This window comes from Colwellia sp., assembly GCF_013214175.1.
Lineage (GTDB): Bacteria > Pseudomonadota > Gammaproteobacteria > Enterobacterales > Alteromonadaceae > Colwellia.
The window spans coordinates 326,620-350,526 of sequence record NZ_JABSPA010000004.1 but is presented as its reverse complement, the minus strand read 5'-3'; the positions used below and the strand labels follow the sequence as shown (position 1 = coordinate 350,526).

Annotated in this window: 21 protein-coding genes and 1 pseudogene; 8 read left to right on the top strand and 14 right to left on the bottom strand. The window is 38.1% G+C overall.

The features are described 5' to 3' along the window. Nucleotides 1–437: 437 nt before the first annotated feature. Nucleotides 438–806, top strand: a complete 369-nt coding sequence (locus HRT55_RS12720; protein ID WP_291621777.1) for a hypothetical protein — start codon at nucleotides 438–440, stop codon at nucleotides 804–806. A gap of 443 nt (nucleotides 807–1,249) precedes the next feature. Here HRT55_RS12720 and HRT55_RS12715 read toward each other — a convergent pair whose 3' ends face one another. Then, nucleotides 1,250–1,717, bottom strand: coding sequence for a MarR family winged helix-turn-helix transcriptional regulator (locus HRT55_RS12715; protein ID WP_291621775.1), 468 nt, complete (start codon nucleotides 1,715–1,717; stop codon nucleotides 1,250–1,252). Between the two features lie 167 nt (nucleotides 1,718–1,884). Between HRT55_RS12715 and HRT55_RS12710 the strand changes: the two genes are divergently transcribed. Beyond that, nucleotides 1,885–2,307 carry an organic hydroperoxide resistance protein gene (locus HRT55_RS12710; protein ID WP_291621773.1) on the top strand — a complete coding sequence of 141 codons (423 nt, stop codon included), beginning with the start codon at nucleotides 1,885–1,887 and terminating at the stop codon, nucleotides 2,305–2,307. A gap of 50 nt (nucleotides 2,308–2,357) precedes the next feature. Continuing rightward, the gene (locus tag HRT55_RS12705) at nucleotides 2,358–2,747 is read left to right on the top strand and encodes a DoxX family protein (protein WP_291621771.1); all 390 of its coding nucleotides are present in this window, start codon (nucleotides 2,358–2,360) and stop codon (nucleotides 2,745–2,747) included. 479 nt (nucleotides 2,748–3,226) lie between these two features. On the opposite strand, the gene HRT55_RS12700 is transcribed toward HRT55_RS12705, so the two are convergent. The 4 genes from HRT55_RS12700 to HRT55_RS12685 form a co-directional block, all read right to left on the bottom strand. Next, nucleotides 3,227–4,108, bottom strand: a complete 882-nt coding sequence (locus HRT55_RS12700; protein ID WP_291621769.1) for an NAD(P)-dependent oxidoreductase — start codon at nucleotides 4,106–4,108, stop codon at nucleotides 3,227–3,229. A gap of 136 nt (nucleotides 4,109–4,244) precedes the next feature. Beyond that, the gene (locus HRT55_RS12695; RefSeq protein WP_291621767.1) at nucleotides 4,245–4,850 is read right to left on the bottom strand and encodes a DUF998 domain-containing protein; all 606 of its coding nucleotides are present in this window, start codon (nucleotides 4,848–4,850) and stop codon (nucleotides 4,245–4,247) included. A gap of 1,018 nt (nucleotides 4,851–5,868) precedes the next feature. Next, a complete protein-coding gene (locus tag HRT55_RS12690) occupies nucleotides 5,869–8,751 on the bottom strand; it encodes a TonB-dependent receptor (protein ID WP_291621765.1) in 2,883 nt (960 codons plus the stop codon). 725 nt (nucleotides 8,752–9,476) lie between these two features. Then, on the bottom strand, nucleotides 9,477–12,206 hold the full coding sequence (locus HRT55_RS12685) for a collagenase (RefSeq protein WP_291621763.1): 2,730 nt from the start codon (nucleotides 12,204–12,206) through the stop codon (nucleotides 9,477–9,479). A gap of 552 nt (nucleotides 12,207–12,758) precedes the next feature. Between HRT55_RS12685 and HRT55_RS12680 the strand changes: the two genes are divergently transcribed. The 3 genes from HRT55_RS12680 to HRT55_RS12670 all read left to right on the top strand — a co-directional run bounded on the left by HRT55_RS12680 (nucleotide 12,759) and on the right by HRT55_RS12670 (nucleotide 17,165). Then, on the top strand, nucleotides 12,759–14,144 hold the full coding sequence (locus tag HRT55_RS12680; RefSeq protein WP_291621761.1) for a sodium-dependent transporter: 1,386 nt from the start codon (nucleotides 12,759–12,761) through the stop codon (nucleotides 14,142–14,144). Nucleotides 14,145–14,306: 162 nt separating this feature from the next. Beyond that, a complete protein-coding gene (locus HRT55_RS12675) occupies nucleotides 14,307–16,172 on the top strand; it encodes a M1 family metallopeptidase (RefSeq protein WP_291621759.1) in 1,866 nt (621 codons plus the stop codon). A 333-nt stretch (nucleotides 16,173–16,505) separates the two neighbouring features. Beyond that, nucleotides 16,506–17,165 carry a LiaF domain-containing protein gene (locus HRT55_RS12670; RefSeq protein WP_291621757.1) on the top strand — a complete coding sequence of 220 codons (660 nt, stop codon included), beginning with the start codon at nucleotides 16,506–16,508 and terminating at the stop codon, nucleotides 17,163–17,165. A 194-nt stretch (nucleotides 17,166–17,359) separates the two neighbouring features. Here the strand turns inward: HRT55_RS12670 and HRT55_RS12665 are convergent, their stop codons facing one another. From HRT55_RS12665 to HRT55_RS12640, 6 genes and pseudogenes are all read right to left on the bottom strand, one after another. Further along, nucleotides 17,360–17,665 (bottom strand): DUF1330 domain-containing protein, encoded by a 306-nt coding sequence (locus HRT55_RS12665; protein ID WP_291621755.1) that lies wholly within the window; start codon nucleotides 17,663–17,665, stop codon nucleotides 17,360–17,362. Nucleotides 17,666–17,714: 49 nt separating this feature from the next. Then, nucleotides 17,715–18,299 carry a hypothetical protein gene (locus tag HRT55_RS12660; RefSeq protein WP_291621753.1) on the bottom strand — a complete coding sequence of 195 codons (585 nt, stop codon included), beginning with the start codon at nucleotides 18,297–18,299 and terminating at the stop codon, nucleotides 17,715–17,717. After that, the gene (locus HRT55_RS12655) at nucleotides 18,289–18,687 is read right to left on the bottom strand and encodes a hypothetical protein (protein ID WP_291621751.1); all 399 of its coding nucleotides are present in this window, start codon (nucleotides 18,685–18,687) and stop codon (nucleotides 18,289–18,291) included. The genes HRT55_RS12660 and HRT55_RS12655 overlap by 11 nt, the downstream gene beginning before the upstream one ends. A gap of 20 nt (nucleotides 18,688–18,707) precedes the next feature. After that, the gene (locus HRT55_RS12650; RefSeq protein ID WP_291621749.1) at nucleotides 18,708–19,187 is read right to left on the bottom strand and encodes a helix-turn-helix transcriptional regulator; all 480 of its coding nucleotides are present in this window, start codon (nucleotides 19,185–19,187) and stop codon (nucleotides 18,708–18,710) included. A 167-nt stretch (nucleotides 19,188–19,354) separates the two neighbouring features. Continuing rightward, nucleotides 19,355–19,720: pseudogene (locus HRT55_RS12645) on the bottom strand (uracil-DNA glycosylase family protein); the annotation flags it as partial. Nucleotides 19,721–19,723: 3 nt separating this feature from the next. Further along, the gene (locus tag HRT55_RS12640) at nucleotides 19,724–20,029 is read right to left on the bottom strand and encodes a DUF2007 domain-containing protein (RefSeq protein ID WP_291621747.1); all 306 of its coding nucleotides are present in this window, start codon (nucleotides 20,027–20,029) and stop codon (nucleotides 19,724–19,726) included. Between the two features lie 502 nt (nucleotides 20,030–20,531). On the opposite strand from HRT55_RS12640, the gene HRT55_RS12635 reads away from it, so the two are divergent. Together HRT55_RS12635 and HRT55_RS12630 are read left to right on the top strand one after the other, a co-directional pair. Beyond that, nucleotides 20,532–20,942 carry a hotdog domain-containing protein gene (locus HRT55_RS12635; protein WP_291621745.1) on the top strand — a complete coding sequence of 137 codons (411 nt, stop codon included), beginning with the start codon at nucleotides 20,532–20,534 and terminating at the stop codon, nucleotides 20,940–20,942. 125 nt (nucleotides 20,943–21,067) lie between these two features. Further along, complete coding sequence (locus HRT55_RS12630) at nucleotides 21,068–21,412, top strand: YajD family HNH nuclease (protein WP_291621743.1); 345 nt, start codon at nucleotides 21,068–21,070, stop codon at nucleotides 21,410–21,412. A gap of 4 nt (nucleotides 21,413–21,416) precedes the next feature. Here the strand turns inward: HRT55_RS12630 and HRT55_RS12625 are convergent, their stop codons facing one another. The 3 genes from HRT55_RS12625 to HRT55_RS12615 form a co-directional block, all read right to left on the bottom strand. Next, the gene (locus HRT55_RS12625) at nucleotides 21,417–21,620 is read right to left on the bottom strand and encodes a hypothetical protein (RefSeq protein WP_291621741.1); all 204 of its coding nucleotides are present in this window, start codon (nucleotides 21,618–21,620) and stop codon (nucleotides 21,417–21,419) included. Nucleotides 21,621–21,677: 57 nt separating this feature from the next. Next, a complete protein-coding gene (locus HRT55_RS12620; RefSeq protein WP_291621739.1) occupies nucleotides 21,678–21,914 on the bottom strand; it encodes a hypothetical protein in 237 nt (78 codons plus the stop codon). Nucleotides 21,915–22,062: 148 nt separating this feature from the next. Continuing rightward, nucleotides 22,063–23,820 carry an amidohydrolase gene (locus HRT55_RS12615; protein WP_291621737.1) on the bottom strand — a complete coding sequence of 586 codons (1,758 nt, stop codon included), beginning with the start codon at nucleotides 23,818–23,820 and terminating at the stop codon, nucleotides 22,063–22,065. Between the last annotated feature and the right edge of the window lie 87 nt (nucleotides 23,821–23,907).

Genomic DNA, 23,907 nt, shown 5'->3' with positions numbered 1-23,907 from the left:
GCTAGGGTCAATAGCTCAACTTTGTTAATGGGAGTAGCTGGTGTTTATGTTTAAAATTGAGCAAATACAGTCTATTAGTTATATATTATGAAAATTGATTACCCTAGTGAGTTACTTGGTGACCAAGTGACTACTGCCTATGACAATGAATTATTTCTAAATTAAGTGATGTTTTTTGACATAACATAGCGGTAAAAGTTTTAATGCAGTTCAGCGTCTTTTAACTGGCATGTTTTAGGATAGTTAATATCAAGACATTCAAGGGTGGAAATTCACAAATAACGGGTAAATATTCATTTGAAGGGGGGTGTTGCTTTTTTAGCTACACCTGTAAGGTTACTGACAACAGTCAGAGTACAGTTGGTGACTTTGCTGCTTATATGGCTTGATATTCCTTGTTAAAAATAACTTATGTTAACTTTAATTTAGGATATCTAATGATCAGTAATATAATATTACCGACTGCAAACTTATCAAATGCTGAGATTTTTTATGATGCATTCCTCGGTTTATTTGGCGCCAAAAAGATCAAGCAAAATAATTCTAAAATTTTGTGGAAATGTCGAAATGATAATGTCGGTTTAATGGTCTGTCAGCAAAATAAATCATCGTTAGCTCAGAAAAATCATTCATTGACGGTAGCATTTCAAGCGGATTCTCCGGCTGAAGTGACTATGATTTATCAAGTGGCGTTAAGGTTAGGTGCTACCTGTGCGGGTAAACCAGTAACAAGTGGCATTGGTGAACATGAGGCATATTTTTTGGATGCCGATAAAAATAAGTTTGGCATCATTTTTAGCAAGTAACTGACTAGTTTTTGTATTAATTTATATGTTAATCACCAATAAACATAGGAAGTACTTTCTATAAGTACTTCCTTTTTGATGGGTTGTTACTGTTATTTAGCTTTAATAGCTTTTATATAAAAATAAGCTTTATTTGGAAAGTATAACCATCATTGCCACCTAATAACATTTACCTTGACCATCCAATTACCTTCAATGCGGCCACACCCAGTTTGTAATTATTAGATCTGTCTTATAGGAGTATATTACCTATAGCGAATGATCACTTGTACCACAAAAAAGACCTAATTATCAGAGCGAACAACTCCATTTTTATGTCAACTACCTTCAGGGATAGCTGACATTAAGATATATACTCTATAGCGCTATCGCCCCCAAAGCGCCTTCTAAAATCAATGTTCGCTTTGTGAAAATTTAAGATTAAAGACCTAGCGCTATGGTTCTTATTTTTGTAAGTTGGCTAATAGCTTTTCACAGCTTGCTTTGAGTTGCTGTAATTCAGCCATTTGAAGTTGGCTTTTACAGAAAATCGCTTCTGGTACTGATTCAGCCTGACTTTTTAACTGTTGGCCTTGAGTGGTTAAAAATACCAATCTAACACGCTCATCTTCATCACTACGTTCGCGCGTTATAAAGCCTTTTGCTTCTAAACGTTTTAGTAAAGGGGTTAATGTACCTGAGTCGAGATGTAAGTCATGGCCGAGATCCTTCACGTTAATACCACTTTTCTCCCAAATTACCATCATGGTTAAATATTGAGGATAAGTCAGATCGAGTGCACTCAGTAGCGGACGATAAGAACGAATTAACGCATTTGAAGCGCTATAAAGTGAAAAGCACACTTGATTCTTTAATAATAACTGAGGCGTTTCTGCTTCACTTTGATCGCATGCTGTTGTTGATAAGCTCATATTATACCTCTGACTAAAAAGATTGTGCACAATATACTTGTATTTTGCTTTTGAATCGAGCTATAATCAACTAAATTAAATTGCGCGCAATTAAATTGCGCACAAACCAGTTACGGGCGATTATAGTAAATACCTAACTAATTAAACATATTCAAAAGGAAATCATTATGACAACGCTATATACAACAACAGCAACTGCTTCTGCAGGACGTAACGGGCAAGTAAGCACAGATGATAATATGCTCGACCTTGCACTAAGTTACCCAAAAGAGATGGGGGGAACGGGCGCAGCAACAAACCCTGAACAGTTATTTGCAGCGGGTTACGCTGCTTGCTTTTCAAATGCCATTTTACATGTAGCGGGAGGGCAAAAATTAAAATTAGCGACAGCACCGGTCTCTGCAGAAGTGGGGATTGGTCCTAATGAAGCGGGTGGTTTTGCATTAAGCGTTTCATTAGCGGTAACGTTAGAACTGGATGATGAGCAAGCAATCGCATTGGTTAAAACTGCACATCAAGTCTGCCCATACTCAAATGCCGTTAATGGTAATATTGATGTGAAACTGACTGTCAATGGCACTGCATTATAATTCGCTTTATTTGGATAGTCATTAGATAGTAACAAACAAGGATTGATAAAATGAACACTCTGTTATTAACGGTTGGACGTGTTTTACTCGCATTATATTTTCTGGTTCCCGGTATCATGAAATTTGTATCTTGGGATATGCATATACAGCTAATGGAAAAACACAATATGCCATTTGTCCCTGTGTTATTAGTATTGGCGGGTATTTTCCAAATAGTCGCTGCTTTGATGTTGATTGCAAATCGATTTACCGGAATCGTCGCATTGTTATTAGCAGGCTTGGTGTTAGTCATTAATATTTCGTTGCATGACTTTTGGAATTTTTCGGGTCTAGATGGTGCACATGAAATGCAAAATTTCATTAAGAACTTAGGAATTTTTGCGGGATTATTGGTACTTTCTGGTCATTCCCTGCCGGCATTTTTACAAAAAGAAAAGTAATGTTTTTAATTTTCATAAAGTTTATGAGCAATGTAGTTGCTTAATAGTTAACGATACAAAAAAAACGAATCTATATGATTCGTTTTTTATGGCTTCTTATAAATAATGATTGCGAGTAATGCGTCTATTTTACCTCGGTATTTAGCCCCCCGTTGACAGTGTTGTAGCTAAGTGATTTTAGCCACCAATTTAGGGTAAAATCATTCATATTTTCTAAGGCACTAAGGGAACATTAGCACTAACAGGAATTAGTGCTAAAAGCTGAACGGCTTGGGGTAAACGGCTTATGCTCACTTCTACCACAAAGAAGACATTAGCTTTTACAGCTATTGGACAGGTTGGATTAGATTTTGTACCGATAACGCTGAATTAAGGGGTGAGCAACGCTGCCATCTAGCCTAAACCATTGCACCGTAAACACAAACCGAACCTTGAACTATAAAAATTCCACGCGTTGGGAATCACTCTTAAATACTTTGTTAGCTGCGTTTTAACGTGGGAAAAACTTCCGGCACGTCACTGTCTAACATATCTAATACACTTTCAAAACCATACTTAGGAAACCAACCTAATTTTTCTTGAGCTGCTGAAGAGTCATACACACGATCCAAACGTGTGGGCAGTGGCCAACCTCTTTGTTCAAACGCTAACGCTATATTGGGACACTTTTTCTTAATCGCTGCATCAGCTGCACTATACAAACTTTCACAGTCTGAACGACTAAATGGTGTTGCTCCCGATAAGATAAAACGGTTAAAACCGTTTAGACGTTTTTCAACTGCACATAAATGAGCTTCAGCTACATCTCTGGCATCAATACCACGAGTAAGGCGATATACTGCCATTACGTCAGCAGGCTCAGGGAAACACCGAGACATTTGTAATACTGTCACGGGTAGATTAAATAGGTTTGAGATTTCTTGAAGCTTACATTCAGAAAGAATCTTGCTTCTATGATAGATAGACTTTGGTTGAGGTTTTATTTGCTCATTTACCCAGCCTGCAACACCTTTTGGTGTTGAAGCATATCCATAAAGCGCAGTTGTACTTGTAAACACAAAGTGCTTAATACCACTTTTAATACCTTGTAGCGCTAACTGTTCGGTGGCATCAACATTGATACTATGAAATTCCTCATCACTTAATAGCCCAACATGAGGCGCATGGAGAGCAGCAGTATGAACAATAACATCCACACCTTCTAACGCTTGAGTGATTAAAGATGTATCACGAATATCACCAACAAAATCAGCTGTAGAACAAGGCGTTTTATCAATACCAACCACATCATGAGTTATCATCAACTTGATATAGATTGCGCGTCCAACCCTACCCGCAGAACCCGTCACCAATACTCTCATACATACGCCTTAATATAATTTAATCCCAAAAAAGCAACGCCCTCGTTAATGGGCAAAACTTAGTAGGCTAAAATTGTTGAGGAACGAAACACAGCCAACTGTTACGTGTCCTGTTAATTTACTTGTTAGTTTACAATTACACCAACACTAATGAAAATACACTTAGCCACATTAGCTGAAAGCCATAAGAAATGCGTTGATGGATGCCAGGGTTACTTTTAGATTTTACAGCTTTTGCCATAGCAAATAGATAATAAACAGCAGCGATAACAGAAGCCACTGAAAAAACACGGAAATATAGAGGTATAATTTCAGTCGTTGGGCTTATAGCTATTAATATTGGTGCCACAACTAGTGAAAGCAACATGATAAAACCAGCCCAAGAATGTACCTTACAATTAAAAGTTGGATCCTTAGTAAATGGATCTGCGTCCATTGGGAAATAACCTGCTACCCAAGTACCAATACCATGAGCTATGACTAACCAACCGGCAGCATTAACTAAGATTGAAACATTTGACAGCTGCGCCAAATACCAACCAAAAAAGCAAAATAGAAAGCCTAGCGGATAATTGTTAATTAAGGGAGATAATTTTTCAGTTGGGCTGCCAGTTGCACCTAGTTCACTACAAAATTGTTTAGAATGACTGTAACCAGCATAAAATCGACTTGCTACATAAACACCAATGAAGATCCAGATTGTTGCAATTAACCCTGAATAGATCGCAATACTTTCAAACACTACCAAAATCCTTTTGTAAACTAACGCCGTTTTAAGCGGCGTGTAATAGTTTGCTAAAATGTGAAACGAAGTGGAACCAAGCAAACTGTTACGAGTCCGACTTGAAAACCCTTGTTATGTTTACTACTCCTCCCGTTTTTCAGTTATAACTAACTTGTGCTGCCCAGGAATTAAACTACTAAGTATAAACGCAGTAAATACCACTAGAACAAACAATAAAGGACTATAGAGAATTGAGCTTTCTTTTATTGGATAAAAAAAAGCAGTTAATGCTCCTACAGTTCCTGCAACATAACCATGCCTAGTAGTAAATTCATGTGTAGAACCACAATTTACACAGCGATATTTAGTCCACTTAAAGGCATTTAAAAACCAACTAAGGGATATTTTTTTAAAACAACTTTTACATTCGGGAAACATGAAAAAGACTCCATTCTTTATTTGAAACATAACAGCTTATTATGGAGCCGGCTCAGTAATGTCAGTTCCATAATTAAAATTTAATTTACATTAATGTCACACAAATTCAAAGAATTAGAAACCACTGCAACCAATTACTTAATAAAAGATAGGATGTTACTAAGCCCGCTCAGTAATACCCATCATAGAAAACGCTATAAATTACTCTAAGATCAATGAAATAGAGGTTTATTGGTGTTTTTAGGAGTGTTACTGAGCCGGCTCAGTAACATGACATAAAATATTCATTAGAAAATATAAGGCAAAAAATTAAATGCTAACGTCCTGAATGCGCACGAAATGATCCTAGTTCACTCGTGGTAAATCTAATCTAATGCAATGGACGTAGTAAGTGATATTCAATGGCAATTTTGGGTGATAATTACTGGCCGTTTTTATGTGTTGGGTGGCTAGACTAATGTAATTGTCCATTATTGATTTAGCTGTTATAAATAATTACCTTAAACACTCTGATTCTTGATAATTTTAACCATTAAAAAAGCCACTATATTGCTATAGCGGCTTTGGTTTTAGTCCCTGAATCGTTAACTAGCGAACATTAGAACTGCTGGCTAAAGCGAACAAACCAACTACGACCAAATAAACGGTAATTACTTTCATCAGTATTACCATTTTGCGCAGGCTCGATATAAATTGGCTCTTCATCCGTTAAGTTAGTAACACCAGCAGAAATTGTGGTGCCGGTATCAAAGCTATAACTGGCTGTTATATCATGATACATAATGGAATCAACGCTATACATATGGTTGCCTTGACTTGGATCATCAGCATTATTTGGTGTGCTGCCGTAATATAATAAATCATCATATTCTAGCCCTGAGATAAAGTAAGCAGCATAACTTAAGTTAAGGTTATCTAAAGTATAGTTAGCGGTGAAGTTTACTTTGTCAGTAGCGTAGCTATTATCATTTTCAAACTGACCATTTAAGTCCTCCATCTCAAACATGAAGCTGCTGGCGTTATATACTTGGTTTTCACGTTCTAAAAAGTGACTCCAAGAAAGGTTTAAGTAGAACTCACCAGATAAGGCTTCAAAAGTATAGTTTGCTTCAAAATCAATACCTTTAGCTGTCATAGCACTTAAGTTTTCAGAGCGTTCACTAATGTCAGTAATTTCACCTTTACTGTCTCGGGTAACGTTATTACAAAGTGAAGCAACACCACCTTTATAACAGCCGTCTAATGAGTCACCAGCACCAACAGCGTCAATAACGTTTTCAAGCTCAATTGACCAGTAATCTAGAGTCAAACCTAAGCCTTCGATAAAGTCAGGCGAATAAGCAATACCAACGGTTAGTGAATCACCTTCTTCAGGCGTTAAGTTTGCGTTACCACCAACGGTTGAACGTTGTTGACCGTCAACATTGATACTACCACCAGCAGGAACATTATCAGCCTGACAATTACCTTGTTGAGCGCTTGTTAAATCGCCCCAGTTAGCGGTGCTACATGGATCACTGGTAAATGGGTAGGAATCACCTGAAGGTGCATAAAGATCAAACATTGTTGGCGCTCTATACACAGTGCCATAGGTACTACGTATCAATAAACCATCAATGACATGCCACTCAAGACCAAGTTGATAGGTAGTTGAAGAGCCAAATAGTTCAAAATCATCATAGCGAATACCAATAGGTATCTCTACGCTGTTTGCGCCAGGTAAATCGCTTAATAATGGCACTCTAATTTCAGTGAAAATACTGGTTACATCAAAAGCACCGTTAGTGGCCTTTGAGGTATTACCGGTTACTTCACCCATAAACTTACCTGAATCTACTTGGTTTTCCGCTTCTTCTTCACGATATTCAAAACCAATACCCGCTGCTAAGGCACCAGCTGGTAATTCATAAATATCACCGCCAACAAAACCTGTTAGTGTTTGCAAGGTGTAATTACCTGAACTAGATAACGGTGCTGAGGTGTAATCAAGCATTTCTTGAGTCACTGAGCCAGGTCCGCCAAAGACGTTCATAGATACACAACCGGCAATGGGGGCCGCTGCGGTACCACAAACGATATTACCGTCTGCGTCTTTAAATGAAGGGCCCATAGCTTTAGCTAAGTTTGGTCCATAAAGTTGACCAAATTCAGTCAATGAATATTGGTTGTAACCATAATTATAATTTAAATCATAAGTCCAGCCGTCACCAAATTCACCTTCCATACCAATTACTTGTTGAAAGCCAACGTTATCTTGTTCAAAACTACGACCGCCTTCTAACATACGACGACGTGAACGGGTAACATCTTCACCAAAGGGGTTGTAGTAGTTGTCTTTTGATACACCATTAAAATCACTGCCATCAGGCAGTATGCCGCTATAAGCAGGGTCGTAGCGGGTATCATAAGGTACCGCGGCTAATTCTTGACGAGAAGTACGTTTGTTTATGCGCGTTTCAGTGTAGAAAGTAACATTGTTGTTATAGGCAAAACTGCCTTCAACAAACATGTTTAATTTTTTATAAGGAGTTTGTAAAAAGTTAACCGGTGCGTAGTTATAGGTATCATCAGGGTTAACGAAATCACGCATATCATTGATGCCTGCGACACCACCATCACAAGTCGCATTAGTTTGATTAGGGCGACCTTGCATATAATATTGGCCACAAGGCGTCGAACCACTACCAATAGAGGTGACGTTACCACCAGCTTGGTTTGGCGGAATTAAACCGTTCTGCCAAAAAGACAATTCATCTTGTTCAGCGTTAGCGCTCCATGGGCTAACAGACCAAGGGTGATTGAGGAACTCAACACTACTATCACCTTGATAAACAGCTTCTTGGTCGACATAGTCAACACCAAAAACTAAGTGACCATCGTCAAAGGCTTTACCTAATACTAAGCTGATTGTTGTTTGTGAATTCTCATTAACATCAAAAGAATTCGATTGTTGGGCATTAAATTCTACGCCTTCAAAATCACGACGAGTAATTATGTTAACAACACCAGCTACGGCATCGGCGCCGTATGTTGCTGAAGCACCATCTTTTAATATTTCTATACGGTTAATCATTGAAGCAGGGATGGTTTGAAAATCACTTGTCGCTGGTCTTCTACCATTAATTAACACTAAGGTACGTTCTGAGCCTAAACCGCGCAGCTCAACTGATGTACTACCATTGCCGCCATTGTTGGTTGTGGTCATGGCAGGTGAGCCTGACATTACCGCGCTGCTTTGTAAAAACTGACCTACATCTTGTATACCTCGTATCTTTAGATCTGCGGCGGTAATTATGGTCACAGGGCTGGCTGATTCCATATCGGTACGCTTTAATCGTGAACCGGTAACTTGAATACGTTCAACCTCTTCTGAGGCACTTTCCTCCGCTGACAAAGCGGTGTTTGAAAATGATAGGGCGCTGCCAGCACCTATCATCATGGCGATTCGTATAGCTTTAGCGACTTTATTATTGTTATACATTTTTTCTCCCTTAATCACGGTAGTGATTCAGTTTTTTGTTATGCCAGCGCGAAATGACTAGCCTGACTTGGTAACAATGACTTTGTTATATTTTGTTTTTATTGGATTTGTTTTTGTGTCTTTAATATTAAAAACACTTCAAATGTATACAATATAAAATCTACGTCAAGAGGTAGGGAGGAGTCTGAAAAATAGCGAGGTAAATAGGTGGTTAATGTGATTAATTACTTATTATTCAATGTGTTGTGATATAGCTTTGTTTTTGGTGATATTTTTCATGACTCAAATAACTCAGTTGATGACAACGTAACAACTGTTAATGTCATGAAAATAAATTGAAATATTTTGTAATAAATCGAAGTGTTTTCACTTTGAGAATTTCTAGCTCTGCTATTGAAGTCTCTAATAAAGTTTACCGATGCAAACGGCTCTAAATTAAAAAGTAAAAAACCCCAGAATGAAAAACAAACTGAGGTGGGTAAGCCTTATTTTTAAGTCAACTTAGTAGCGTTTCGCCCCATGTATGAAGGCAAGGTAAAAACAATTGGTATTAATAAGCGAATTACCAAGTAAACACTGACAGACCAGGTTGAATTATTGTCAAAATAAGTAATTCCCTAAGACACAACATATATGAATTAAGTACACTAGTGGGAGCTTGGTGTACTGAGTTAGGCACTTCAATAACTGAAGTGCCTAGACTTTTCTAAATCAACGAAGCCATCTTATGGGCATGAACGGTAGAACGGGCTGTTACCGAAAATTTCATAGATGATGCCATACAAGGTTGGATCTGCAGCTTGTAGTGCACTACGCGTATTTGGTCCGCCACCCATATTGGCATTAAAGAAACTTTGCACACCTTCAGCGAAGTACTCTTTATAATCATTCATGGCATAATGACCGGCACCCCAAAGGCTGTAGTAATTAGCATTTGCATGGGCTGATTGTAACCTTGAGCTAAAGCCAGGGAATACATAATCTAAACCAAGTAGATGTAATGAATGCGCATATTCATGAATGGTAATATCTTCACCTAGGTAGCGGTCATTAGAATGACACATGGCATTTTCTTCAGCACTTGAACCTAAAGGTACTGAAGGCATACCACCTAAACCACGGGCACGTTCATCCCAAAAGGCAGAGTCAAGGTGACTATATTCAGGCATCCAAGTCGTTAATTCTGAAGGATATGTACCCATAACACCATGACGGAAACCATTGGCAACCATCATAGGTACTACGCGGCTATCAACCGTTTGCATGACACTATCGAGTAGAAATGCTGTTCTATGAAGCGCTGCATCAGATGCATAACGACCAGAGATAATTGGCAGTCCAGTACCTGAACTACATAAGCGTGTGTAATAGTAGCTGTTTGGCATGTTGCTAGGGTAAACTTTAATACCGCCTTGACAACCAATTGCACCATCTGGGATTGGATCAACAGGAACTGTCGGATCATCACCTAACATGTTGTAGTTACCATTGCCTTCAACGGTGATAACTTTCATACATTGTCCCGCTTGGTCGGTAACTATCCATCTGTCGCCAGTGTAACTACTACGACTCCAGCTGTCGCCTGGGGCAAAGTTATCGTTATATACTTTGTTATAACGAGAGCCATCGGCTGACAACCATTGTACTTTCAAGCCAGTTTCACTGTTGTTATTAATGGTGAAATTTGTTGAGGTACCGTTACGGCTATAAGCTTGACCTTCTAGAGAACAAGAAGCATCAGGCACTAAGTCTGGTGTAGGAACAACAATGTCATCGATAGTGTAGTCAACAACAATAGAGCCACCGCTAAATCCTGCATAAGCAGACACTAAGGCAAAATAAGTCCCTTCGCCATCGCCAGCACTACAACTCTCATTGCTATCTGGTGAATCAGATTTACAGTCGTAACTGCTAGTAGTTGGCATGCTGCCTTTTTTCACATAAAGATCGGCATCACCATTGTTTGCCGCAATACTAAAAGTTACCTCTTTGGCATCTGCTGGCACTTCAATGAAAAAGTCTTTCGTATCTCCGGCGTTGGCAATGGCAAGGCTCTTGCTGCTCGCTTTAGTTAATTCATTATCTTCTGGTGTGATAACAACATCGTCATCAGCTTCAACTTTGAAATTACCATTGGTTACTGTAGTGAATAACTCAACACAACTTTCATTGGTGTCTGTTACTACCCATTTATCACCAATATAAGAGGTACGGCTAAACGTTTCACCTGGCACAAAAGCATCATCGTAAATATTAGAATATAAGGTACCATCTTCTTGTAACCAGCGAATTTGTAGTGTTTGGTTGGTTAAGTTTTCTATATTAATAGAGGTAGTGGTTGACGTTCTACCAGAATAAGGTCCCATGGCGGCACATGATCCTTCACCCGGAGTAACAGGGTCAACGGGATCTATTGGATCAGTGGTAGGTGTATGGTCCCAACATTCCTTATTAGCACTGTCATGATAAGTAGAGGTACATTGTAGCCATTCGTACCATTCACTGCCGTTTTGATAAGAAAAGTTTTGAATATAACTATTATAAGCAGAGTAATTGCCACTTCTAAAATAAGATAGAATAGTATCAAGTGCTTCAGGATGGCGTTCAAATATAAAGGCAACACCGAGATAACCCCAGTTGTATATACGACCCGTGTCATGTTCATAAGTAGTATTTACTACATCAGCAAGAGAGTAACTTGCTTGTCCCGCCAGCTCGCGGGCATAGTCATAAGGCCAATCAACCCAAGCAACATATTCAGCTGAGCCTTCTAACCAAAAAACAACATTATTCGAGCTTTCCATATACGTGGCAAAATTGCCATCCATGTTGTACCTGCCGTCAAGGTAATGATTAAACTCATGGGATAAGTTCATTATCCACCAGCTACTGCCATCATCAGTAATATAGGTTACATAACTGGCTTGGTTACCGGGAACACTCGGATCACCTTCTAAATACATACCACCATTATTGGTATCGATACCAAATATTTGCGCTGCATTGTATTGATAAGAGGCGTAATCTTTAAAAGCGTTAATTTGCACTGTGCTGTTGTTGTCACCCGCTAAAGGCTGTTTAGCCGTTTTCATTAATCTGTGGTAACGCTCTTCTTCAGAAATTAACTCATCACATACCGCTTGCAAGTTTTGAGCAGTAATATATGACTCGGAACGAATTGATATTTTTGCACCACAGTTGTAGTTATAACGCAGTATATTTTCACCGGCATTATAAGCTGTTGTAGACTGAGCTACTGGGCTACTTTGTGAAAGTGAATGGGCATGTGAACCAGGTTTACTTAAGTTAATAATGCTATCTGCCGTTGGTGGGCTATTAACGGTTGCGGCGTTGGCTCCCATAGCCATCATAGTTATCGACATTGCGATTGTAGCCAATGCAGTTTTATAGCAAGCAGCATGACTGCTTTTATTTTTGACCTTACTATTTATCATTTTGATATCCTCATATTGTTTTTTTTAGCAAAGATTAATCACTTTCACTGTTAGCTCGTCAATTCAGTACAACTCACTACAGCATTTATAACTGTCAGGACAACCACTTTTTTTAAAGTTTTAATGTACTCGTTTTGGTAATAATAATTGCCTATAGAGCACTACAAAATGAGTCAAATAGTTACCGGACATTACCAATGTATACAATATACTTAAAAGTTCAAGGCTATTTTTTATGCAATAGTTATTTTTAAAACTTCTCATGCCTAACGGTTATTTTCTTTATTAATCAAGTGCTTGTTGTTTTTTGTGATCTGGGGTTTTTCATTGGTAACACCCAAATTGATATTGGTGACACTTTTGCTACGGCTAATGACATAGGTACTAGGTAAAAAAAAATATTTTGTTATTAATAAAAATAGAAATACGTAACTAAATATATAAAACACCGTTAATTGGCAACTTAGTTTTGTTTTATTCATTGCTGCATAGCGAGTGATTAAGACAAAAAGTCCAGCCAAATAATCTGTTTTTATCGACTAGGAGTAAAAAATGGCTGCAATTGCAGGAGAAGGTAAGATAGAAAATTGGTCATCAAGACTAACTTTTCTTATGGCCTCTATTGGTTTTTCTGTTGGGCTAGGCAATATCTGGCGCTTTCCCTATGTAACAGGTGAAAATGGCGGCGCAGCGTTTGTCTTGGTTTATCTTGCCTGCGCACTGTGTATTGGTGTGCCGCTCGTAATGTCAGAGTGGGCAATTGGTCGCCGTGCTAAAAATGCGGCCTCTGCGGCTGGCAGTTTTAAAGAGGTAGCCCAACAAAATAATTTATCATCTCGTTGGTCAGGTGTTGGCGGTATGGCAATTGTTGCCGTGTTTATGATGATGCTCACGTATACAGTGATAACAGGTTGGACTTTAGACTATTTTACTATGGCGGTAGTAGGGGAGTTTAAAGGCATTAATGCTGAGCAGTCGAAAGTTGTTTTTAATGAGCTGATGTCTGATCCCATGCGGTTACTATTTTGGCACTCGTTAGTCATTGTTATCATCATGTTAGTTAATGCACGAGGCTTAAAAGGTGGCATTGAAAAGGCGGTGAGTATATTAATGCCATCATTATTTGTCTGTTTAATAATCATGGTTATTTATGCCGCTGCAGTTGGTGACTTTGAAGCAGCAGTTAACTTTTTACTCACCCCTGACTTTTCTCAAATAACAGGGGAAACCTTTTTACTGGCATTGGGACAGGCTTTTTTCTCCATTGGTATTGCGATGGCGGTAATGGTTACTTATGGCTCTTACTTACCTAAGAAAGCTTCAATTGCTCAAAATGCTTTTATAGTGGTTTTTGCTGACACCTTGGTTGCTATGCTGGCTGGCTTTGCAATTTTTCCTTTGGTTTTTGCCCACGGCTTAACGCCTGATGCTGGCGCAGGTCTCGTTTTTCAAGTGCTACCCATTGCTCTGGGAGATTTACCAGGCGGGCAGTTATTTACTGCAATCTTCTTTTTATTGCTTATCGCCGCAGCCTTTACTTCATGCATTGGCAACTTCGAACCCATCATCGCTTGGGTAGCGGAAAAGTTTTCTTTTACCCGAAAAAAGGCCACCTTTGTTAGTGGCCTAGTTATGTGGCTTTTGGGTATCAGCTCTGTGTTGTCATTGAACCTAATCAAAGAGTTTCAACCATTCGGTTTTATATCGTTGCTTGAAGGTAAGACTATTTTTGAAAGTCTTGATTATATCTCTGCCAGTATTTTATTACCTATTGGCGGATTTTTAACGGCAATTTTTGTTGGTTGGCGAATTCCTGCTAAAGAAATGAAAGCCGAGTTAGGGTTAAAAAAATCAGCCTTTCTGGCCTGGCAAGTGCTAATCCGTTATTTGGTACCCGTTGCTATTGCCATAGTGTTTATCTCGGGCGTTACCGCTTAAGAGTCAGTGAGCTTTACACATGAAATATCGTTAAGCCTGCTCTGCAGCTGGTTCAATGGTTAATTCAATCATTGTATTAACTGCTGAATCATCCGCTGACTCCACTATTGAATCAGCCAAAGATGACAGGCCACTCGTTCCATTTATTAGAGTTATTTAATTATGAAGTTAGCCCAATTTTTACTGTTTATATTTTTTTATCTTCCCAGCATTGCCAGTTACGCCAATCTTACTGAACTCACCATTGTCAGTTCAAAGGGTAAGCAAGCTATTGAAGGCGCCATTGTTTATGATAAAAAGTCTCGCGTAGGCGTTCGAACAGATCTTAAGGGGAAAGTTTTATTAGATTCAGGTATGAAAGTGGTGCAAATAAAAGCCAAATACCACAAGCCACAACTGCTTAGCCTTGCCGAGCTAACCAGCAATACGATTGTGATGCAACATGATGAAAAACTTCTGGTGGCAGAACAAAAACTTAGTTACCCCAAAAAGAATAAGCTTTGGGGAAATTACAGTGAATATCGGGCGAATAATGATTTGCTCAGTTACGACTTATCAATCAAGGTCGATCCTGATAAAAAATATATATCAGGTAATAATAAAATACGTTTTAAAATGCTTAAAGCTGACAATATGATTCAGCTTGATCTGTACCAAAATCTTGATATAGATAAGATTCTTTATAATGGTAAGCCGCTTAAGTATGAACGAGAGGTAAATACGGTTTATATCTCTTTTCCTAAAACACTGACAAAAGACGCCATAGAAGAAATAGATTTCCATTATTCTGGCTATCCAAAAGCAACGGGCCGTTTTGGCTGCTTTACCTTTAAAAAAGACTCTCTAGGCAAACACTGGATAAACACCGCCTGTCAAGGTACTGGCTCTATGGTTTGGTGGCCAAATAAAGATCAACAACCAGATGAAGTGGAAAACATGATCATGCGGGTGTCGGTACCATCTGATCTGAAAAACATCTCTAACGGACGCTTAATACAAACCAATATTTTAGCTAATGGGTATACCGAATATGTATGGCAAACACTTAACCCAATCAATAACTATAGTGTTTCTTTAAACATTGGTAATTATGTACATTTTGGTGAAACACTTGGCAGATTAACACTCGATTATTATGTGTTAGAGCAAGATTTAGATAAAGCTAAACGGCAGTTTAAACAAGCCAAACCTATGATGGTTTCGTACCAAAAATATTTTGGCGAATATCCATTTATTGAAGACGGTTATAAACTTATTCAAGCGCCTTATACTGGCATGGAACATCAAAGTGCAGTGACTTACGGCAATGGATTTAAAAATGGTTATAACCGCGGAGCTGACGTTAGTGCAGATTGGACAGGTGTTGGTATCTCGTTAAAATTTGATTTTATTATTATTCATGAAACAGGTCATGAGTGGTTTGGTAATAGCTTAACCAGTTATGATTTCTCTGATTCATGGATTCACGAAGGCTGGTGTACCTATGCAGAAGCTGTTTATGTCGAAGATCAGTTTGGTTATGACGATGCAATCAAATATATAAATGGTTATAAGAGTAAGGTTGAGAATAAATTTCCTATGATAGGTCAACCCTCCGTTGCTCATTGGCCAACATCAGATATCTATTTCAAAGGTACCTTATTTATCAATACCCTTAGGCATATTGTTAATGACGATGACAAGTGGTGGTCTGGCGTGAAGGCATATACCACCGGCTTTAAAAAGTCTCACTTATATACCGTTGATGTTTTGAATTTCTTTAATCAATATTTTGATGAAGATTTTGAGAAGATATTCGACCAATACTTATATTTTAATAACATACCAACCTTAGAAGTATCAAAAGCGGAAGGGCAGGTAAGGTACCGATGGCAGTCTGACGTTGACGGTTTTAATATGCCCATAGATGCAAAAGTTGGCGGCGATAAAATTCGACTTTACCCAAACAATACTTGGCAAACTATAAGCACACCGGGAGATTTTTCTGTATTGGAAGAGCTATTTTATATTAATGTGAAGGAGGTATAAAATAGCTAGTACTAAAATAGTGCTGACTTCAGGGAATTGATATTGGCATGCATTTTTTTTAAAGGTATTGCTAGAGTAAGTTTTTCTGTGAATTTTAAGGTTGCAAAACTTTGGTCAAATAAACTAATATCTAGTTTGGTTAACACTAAGTTACATTTATGCGTTTTATAAGTTGTTGAATTTATTGTTTTATATTTATGGCGTAACCTTTGCTTTATTTGATAATAACTCGTTAACGCATTAGCAGTAGCTTACCTTCAACTTTCAGGTTAGATGTAAATTTAGGTTTATTTTTACGTAAAGGTTTAGGTTTAGACAAAACAAGGAATAGATATGTCAGTAACACTTGAAGATAGACCCATTGAAACAGTACGTAGTGAAGTGATTGATCAACTGATCATGAACTATAGCCATGGCGAAATATCTTATGAGGCGTTTGAGCGTAGATTAGATCAAGCGATGGAATTGGCTAATCATCAAGATTTAGTTGAGCTGACCAGTGATTTACCCCTTGCGGTAGATAAAGCTTTTGTTGAAAGTAAAAAGCAAGATTTAGCGCCGAACTATGTTGCTGGTGAAGCTGAAGAAGTTGATACCATGGTAAATATCTTTAGCAGTAGCAATCGTGGTGGCGCCTTTAGAGTTGCCAATGAAATACGCTATTTTAGTCTTTTTAGTAGCACTGAAATTGACTTTACTGATGCAATCTTTAGTCAACAAGAAGTTCGTATAAAAATGTTTAGCTTATTTAGTAGTGATACTATTTATGTGCCTGAAAATGTGAATGTAGCTTCTAAAGCTTTTTGCATTTTTGCCAGTATTGATAACTCAGCACCAAATAACGGCGTTAGCCATGTCAGGGCAACGACACCAGTACCAACCATCATTATTGAAGGGTTTTCGATATTTAGTAGTGTCGATATCGATTTAAAGCGCACTATGAAAGAGAAATTCATTAAGATGGCGGACAGCTTTAAAAAAATGTTCTCTTAATATCAGTTTGTTTAGTGATTTTAGCTAGTGAGTAATAAACTGAGAGTCATAAATAGTAAATGATTAATAATGAGATTAGGCTAAAATCATTCATTAGAGCTTGTAAAGCTTTAAGGTGCAAAGAGCTAATCTCAATATTAATGCCTATGTATGAACTTACTTGCTTGCGCGTCATATTATCCGAATTCAACAATCTACTTTTCATAACTCGCTATTATGATGGCACTACCAACAGACTCAACAAAATACCTTTCTTTAACCACTAAGTATTGAGCGTCTGAGAAAAATCCTTCCATTTTATTCTTACTGCTAAAGTTTATAGTAAATACTCGGTTGATATCACTATGGTTATTGGCGGGTGAAATTAACACCTCAGACACGGTAAAATCATAACCAAAAGAGCCTTCATAATCCGTAAGTATTGGTTTCATAGCTGTGCGGTAATCGTTATATTTCAGATCATCTAAAACATGCAAACCGACGAGTATTTCATACGACATATAATCCCTTAAATTTAATTATTAATATTGATAAATAACGATATTTTGTTTACTTGAGTTCCAAGTTAGCTTGCTTGTTTTTCAACCAGTCACTAATAGAACTTGTGGTCTCTTTAATAGAGATGTTTCCCGAGATAATTAAATCACAATTCAGGCTAACTTTGTTAGCGGCTTTGATATAAATTTCTCTAAAGTGGTCATGGTATTTATCTAAGAAAATCGCAATTGAATTTAACGAAGCTGAACTCTTACCAAGGAGGTTATCAGTATGCCTTTTTATAATGCGGCTTAGGCATAACTCTAAAGGTTGATCCAATAAAACAACATAATCAATTAATAAAGACATTGAGTCTCGCTCTCTGCCAAAAGGCTCCTCAATGAAAATGAAACTGCTGCTGTTCGTTGACCTTAGTGCTTGTAAAGCCCTAACAAATTTAGGTGTTTGGATAAGAGAAACGTTAGCGCCATTGTTAAGCCAACGTTTCATATCCTGGGGGTAAGTACGAATATCGGTATGATCATCAAAAAGTAAATATGGGCAATTAAAGCTCTTTGCCAAAAATTTAACCGCGGCAGTTTTACCTGCACCAGATACTCCGCTGATAGCGATTACTCTTGCTTTGTTATTTTTCATCGACCATAGCTTTTATCTGTTTTTTTTCTGCATCGGTTAATACCTTATACCACCTAGGGTACGACCAGCCATAACCCCACCGAAATGATGTTGGCAAATATGGACTGCCGCCAACACGAACACCCGCTAACATAAGGTTGGCGATGTGAGGTTCGCCAACCTTAGCAACACACTGTTGCAGCTCTTTGTCAGCGACCAGTCTTTCTTGGTATGTGCCTCCTTGCCAATAAGCATAATCATGAGCGGTACAGCACGATAGCCATAATTGATTATGCTCAAATGTTCCATCAGGAAATGAGCTACATCCGTCCGAAGTGAAGGGTTTGATATTCTCGGCATTTACATAAAATGAAATGAAGAAAAGTAAAAATACAAAAGTTATACGCATATATACTCTACTGGTTAAATTTAGCTGCTTTGGTTTGACTCATGTTTTTTCTCATGGTCATACCAAATGCCATACTTATCACCATGCCATATAAGTCCGTGGTATAAATAGGCAGTAGCAAGCATTAGTATACCGCCCACAAGTGCCGCTTCACTAATAAGGCCTAAACAACAAAAAATAAAGCCACTTATATGACCAATAATTTCAATTCGATAGGCTGATTTTCTACTGGGTCTGGTTTGTAAAAAATTAAAAACAAACCAGCACTTCAATAACAAAGGTAAAGTCTTCCAGTTATCTGATTTTTTATCTATCATAAATTTCTCCTGATTCAAGGTTGTTATATCAACATCAAGTGCAGCAGCAATACATTTAATAGACTCTAGGCTAGCTTTTTTTCCGCTTTCTATACGCTGGATTGTCCTAACATTTAGTCCAGACATTTGAGCTAATTGCTCTTGTGAAAAATGGCGGTTAATACGCAGTTCTTTGAGAATCATTAAATTTACCTCTGTACTTAAGAATCACAAGTATTCATTAATTTTGTTATTGTCGGTGACGATTTATACCTGACTTGTCCCCGACATGTACCCGACAGTGCCTGTTTACACTGCTAAACGAAGCTAATAGTTTATTTTTTGTTTACCGTGTTTGTTAGCTGTTCGTCTTAGGTATTGCTCTCTTTTAATGATTCGGCAACACGAAGTTTAAGTTTTGGCAGCAGTTCGATTTCAAACCAAGGATTCTTCCGAAGCCAAATATTATTTCTCGGGCTAGGGTGTGGCAACGGAACTCTATTTGGCCAACAGCTTCGCCATGATTTTACCAATTCTGTCACTGAAGCATTCGTGCCATCTAAATGATATTTATGGGCATAACTTCCGAGTACAATAGTGAGTTCTATATGCTTAAGGTGGGCAAGGATTTTACCTCTCCAAGCCGGTGCGCACTCTTTTCGTGGCGCAAGGTCACCTGTTTTACCTGTACCAGGAAAACAAAATCCCATAGGTAAAATAGCAACTATCTTACTGTTTTGTTATGTCTTTTCAGTCTGACAATTCCAACATATTTCAAAAGATGAAGCATTTGTTTCAGAACAACTTTTACAACTCCATTCAGCACTATCATTACTTTGCTGTGATGACTTTACGATTGCCATCGCAGAATCAAAATCTGAATCGTTAACAACCCAAAGCTCAGGCCAAGAGTCAAAGGGCGATATTTCACCCACAGCTCCCTGCGCGTATTCATTTTTGATCATGACTTCAATATCTTTAGTTTCAAGGAGATTTTTTACATTGTTGACAATAAAACTATTTTCGGCGCTATACACTATCTTCACAGTTGACTACTCCTAACTTAAAATAAAGTGTTCAAAACTAGTTATTACAATAGAAGGGAAACATTTCCTCTTTCAATATAAAGTAAACACTGCTTTAAAAGTAATTACTTTACCTTATTAATTGAGAAAAATACTTACCACTTAAAGTAATAGTCTCCAATTATTATTTTTTATTACAAAAGTAACTGAATCAATGTAGGAGAGTAATGTGTTAAAGGTGATTTTGTAATATTTAACTTGGTAATACTGAGCTAGTTAAGCACTTTTTTTGTCGAGGTCACAGTAATTACAGAGTACTAAAAATAATTAAAGCTGAGCCATTTCAATGATTACATGGGGAAGCTTAACTACAGTCGGAACTTCTATAAATATTCAAAAATTCACTACTTATGGTTGTTGGACAAATAACCAAACAATTAGTAGAGTTAATACTCAATAACTGGTGCGGGAAGTGCTATAATAGGTCATACCAGTTAAACCTACATTTACCTTAAGGCTTTTTATGCGCTTTCTTTCCCGTCGTCTTGTGATGCCCAACGATTTAAATTACGCCAACTCTTTATTTGGCGGTCGCGCCCTTGAATGGATTGATGAAGAGGCCGCTATTTACGCTATCTGTCAATTAGAAACTAACTGTTTAGTAACTAAGCATATCGGTGAGATTAGTTTTGAGTCTGCTGCTATGCAGGGGGATGTAGTTGAGTTTGGTTTAGAAACTAAAAAAGTAGGTCGTACTTCTATTACCGTAACTTGTTTGGTGCGTAACAAAGCCACTAAAAAAACCATTTGTTTGGCTGATGATATTGTTTTTGTGCAAGTTGATGCTAAAACTCGTTTACCTATACCCCATGGAAAAACGCTGGAAATATTAGCTCAGCAAACTAAAATAGAAATTAATACGCTTAATATGTAGAAGACATCAAATGCCAGTTACCAATCAAGCTGCATTTTGCATGGTAAAGGATATAAACCGCTATTGCTAAGCCTAGCGCTTAGCAATACACTAGCAATATTATTTATTCATCGTCCTATATTATTATGTCCTCAGATCGCTTTGGCACTAGTGCCAATTACAAGCAACAAGAAAAAGGTTATCGTGACCGAGCATTAAAACTGTTTCCTTGGGTGTGTGGTCGCTGTGCCCGTGCTTTTGAATTCTCTAACTTAAAAGAATTAACTGTACATCATGTAGACCATGACCATACCAACAACCCAAATGATGGTAGCAACTGGGAATTATTATGCATCTATTGTCACGACAATGAACATGATAAATATACTGATCAGTCTAGGTATCAAAGGGAAGTTAAAGCGGGCGATACCAATCAAGATACCGCTACCTATAATCCATTCGCCGATTTAAAGTCTATGTTGAAGAAGTAGCCTGTTAATGCTCTTCTTGGGTAAGATATTGTTCATATCCTGAAATGCCAAAAAAACGAATGGATTTATGCTGTTTTATTTTTTTGGCAATCAGTAACTCACCGCAATAAATTTTAACGACTTGTTTATCGCCATTACTGTCGGTTTCATAATCGTGTTTACTATTAAGCCTAAGATTATCAAACTCAGTTTTCATTATTAGCTTCATCGCTTAAATACTCCGTCATTCATGGATAAAATCTATAATGTACCTAAGTAACTGAGCTTATAGTTTGTTAATATCTTTTTGTACTTGATAGCCTTCATCGGTAACAATCTTCTCTAGTATTTGTACACGCTCGGTTAGAGCTAGGACTTCTTTGCTAAGCTCATCATTTTTCCCGTCAACATCATGATTGTGGGCAATTGTTTTGGCTTTGAATTCGAGATGTTTGTTATACATCTTATATAAAACGCCAAAAACGACACTGACAATGACAACCACCATAGTTGTACCACTCATAATTATCTCCTTATTATTTTTTTAGTTGTTAACTTTTAAATATTAACTCTTATGTACTTGCTCTTAACTCATAGTTTTAGCGTTGAACTGGGTAAAGGGCTGACGGTTTTATCAGCCGTTATCTTGTTTATATTAGCAATATAGCTGGTTAATGCTTTACTGGGAATTTTTCACCTTCAAACACTGTACCCCAAATTTTAATATCTTTAAGCTTTTTAGGATCTATTTGGTAGGGGTCTTGCTCTAAGATAGCAAAATCTGCATTTTTTCCTGCGACAATAGAGCCAATTTTATCTTCCCAGCGCATAGTCCAAGCAGCATCTATGGTAATTGCACGTAGTGCCTCATCAACCGTTAACTTTTCACCAGCAATATTTTTATTACCATTGATAGTTGTTCGGTTAACGGCAGTCCAAACCAGTGTTAATGGACTTAATGGCGCCATAGGAGCATCAGAATGCAAAGCGATTGGTACGCCATGTTTTTTAGCTGTACCTAACGGTACCATTTTTCTGGCTCTGTCTTCACCGAGCCATTGCTCAGCATAGGTGTCCGCTAGGATGTATTGGTAATAGGGGTTTGCCGAAACCATCATGCCTAGTGCACTCATTTGCTTTAATTGCGCCTCAGTAGCATAAGCAAAATGCTCTAGAGTGGTGCGATGATCGACTCTTGGATGTCCAGCTTGTAAGCGGCGAACCATATTGATTAATTCTTTGGTACTGCCATCACCATTGGTATGAGCATGAAGTTGATAGCCATTATCCCAAAACACTTTTGCATAGTTATAGGTGGTTTCAAGCGGTGCCAGCCACATGCCTTTATGGCCATCCTTATAGCCAGGGAAGTCCATTTGTGATGCGCCAGAGAAGATAGCGCCATCCATCATTAACTTAAAATGTTTATCATATACAACGCGGTGGCTATTTCCCTCGGTCCATTGCTCAACTTCTTTTAGTGCATCTTCAGGTGAAATACCCCGGGCAATAAAATCGGTAATCAAAGGGGTTAGCACTAAACGAGCTGGTGCTTTGCTTTCTTCAGCTATCTTTCTAATAAGTGCTGTTTCGCCAACCGGATCACCAAATACTCCCATACCCATATCCATAACTGTAGTGGTGCCGCTTTGATGCATCATTTTTAAAAAGTTTTTCATACCTTGACCATAACGTTTTGGCGTAAACATAAAGGACATTTTAGGTAACATGAGTTGCATAGCGCCATTTTCCCAAAAATGACCTTTCTGCCAATCTGCTTCATGATGGGCAATGGTTGCGGCTTTATCTATGCCGAGCATTTTTATCGCGGCATCATTGGCAATGAGTTCATGAAAAGAACGTTGCCATAAAATAACTGGCTTGTTAGGAAATAATTTAGATAGCTCACTGCGGTATATATCGCCATGCCATAGTGCATGGTAGCCCCAAGTAACAAATGGCACTGTCTTATCGGTATTTGGGTCGTTATAATGTTTATTAACCAGTTCAGTTAATCGCTCAATATAGCCTTTTTTTGTTGTTTCACCGGGAAACTCCCCAGTAGGTAGCGACCAATCATCAGGGGCGATGAAAGGGAATTGTGTTAATACTGCCGGTAAAGAAGGGTGCACGTGTGGGTCAATTAAGCCCGGCATGATAATTTTATCTTTAAAGGTAGGGTCTATGGTTGCGCCACGCTCTTTAATCCAACCTTGTAGGGAATCAAGACTACCCACGGAAACGATTTTGCCATCGGCTACCGCAACAGCGGTGGCGTAAGGTTGGCTGTTATCCATGGTAATAATTTTTTTAGCAATATATACGGTAAGTATGGAAGGGTTAGTACTTTGTGCGGCATGGTTGCTAAAACTAATAACGGCCAAAGAGCTGGTTACTAGCAGTGCAAATACTTGTTTTGAAAACTTCATTTTTTTCTCCGTGATAAATTAATGATGCGGAACAGGGAAACTAAATTTTTATAAGGAACTTTTGGCGACAGTCTTATCTGAAATAAC

Coding starts and splice junctions, on each gene's coding strand:
- HRT55_RS12700 (WP_291621769.1), bottom strand. CDS start 4,108: ATGAGAGTATTGGTGACGGGTTCTGCGGGTAGGGTTGGACGCGCAATC.
- HRT55_RS12710 (WP_291621773.1), top strand. CDS start 1,885: ATGACAACGCTATATACAACAACAGCAACTGCTTCTGCAGGACGTAAC.
- HRT55_RS12660 (WP_291621753.1), bottom strand. CDS start 18,299: ATGAAAAATAACAAAGCAAGAGTAATCGCTATCAGCGGAGTATCTGGT.
- HRT55_RS12665 (WP_291621755.1), bottom strand. CDS start 17,665: ATGTCGTATGAAATACTCGTCGGTTTGCATGTTTTAGATGATCTGAAA.
- HRT55_RS12635 (WP_291621745.1), top strand. CDS start 20,532: ATGCGCTTTCTTTCCCGTCGTCTTGTGATGCCCAACGATTTAAATTAC.
- HRT55_RS12670 (WP_291621757.1), top strand. CDS start 16,506: ATGTCAGTAACACTTGAAGATAGACCCATTGAAACAGTACGTAGTGAA.
- HRT55_RS12715 (WP_291621775.1), bottom strand. CDS start 1,717: ATGAGCTTATCAACAACAGCATGCGATCAAAGTGAAGCAGAAACGCCT.
- HRT55_RS12620 (WP_291621739.1), bottom strand. CDS start 21,914: ATGAGTGGTACAACTATGGTGGTTGTCATTGTCAGTGTCGTTTTTGGC.
- HRT55_RS12650 (WP_291621749.1), bottom strand. CDS start 19,187: ATGATTCTCAAAGAACTGCGTATTAACCGCCATTTTTCACAAGAGCAA.
- HRT55_RS12685 (WP_291621763.1), bottom strand. CDS start 12,206: ATGATAAATAGTAAGGTCAAAAATAAAAGCAGTCATGCTGCTTGCTAT.
- HRT55_RS12625 (WP_291621741.1), bottom strand. CDS start 21,620: ATGAAGCTAATAATGAAAACTGAGTTTGATAATCTTAGGCTTAATAGT.
- HRT55_RS12690 (WP_291621765.1), bottom strand. CDS start 8,751: ATGTATAACAATAATAAAGTCGCTAAAGCTATACGAATCGCCATGATG.
- HRT55_RS12630 (WP_291621743.1), top strand. CDS start 21,068: ATGTCCTCAGATCGCTTTGGCACTAGTGCCAATTACAAGCAACAAGAA.
- HRT55_RS12655 (WP_291621751.1), bottom strand. CDS start 18,687: ATGCGTATAACTTTTGTATTTTTACTTTTCTTCATTTCATTTTATGTA.
- HRT55_RS12675 (WP_291621759.1), top strand. CDS start 14,307: ATGAAGTTAGCCCAATTTTTACTGTTTATATTTTTTTATCTTCCCAGC.
- HRT55_RS12705 (WP_291621771.1), top strand. CDS start 2,358: ATGAACACTCTGTTATTAACGGTTGGACGTGTTTTACTCGCATTATAT.
- HRT55_RS12720 (WP_291621777.1), top strand. CDS start 438: ATGATCAGTAATATAATATTACCGACTGCAAACTTATCAAATGCTGAG.
- HRT55_RS12615 (WP_291621737.1), bottom strand. CDS start 23,820: ATGAAGTTTTCAAAACAAGTATTTGCACTGCTAGTAACCAGCTCTTTG.
- HRT55_RS12680 (WP_291621761.1), top strand. CDS start 12,759: ATGGCTGCAATTGCAGGAGAAGGTAAGATAGAAAATTGGTCATCAAGA.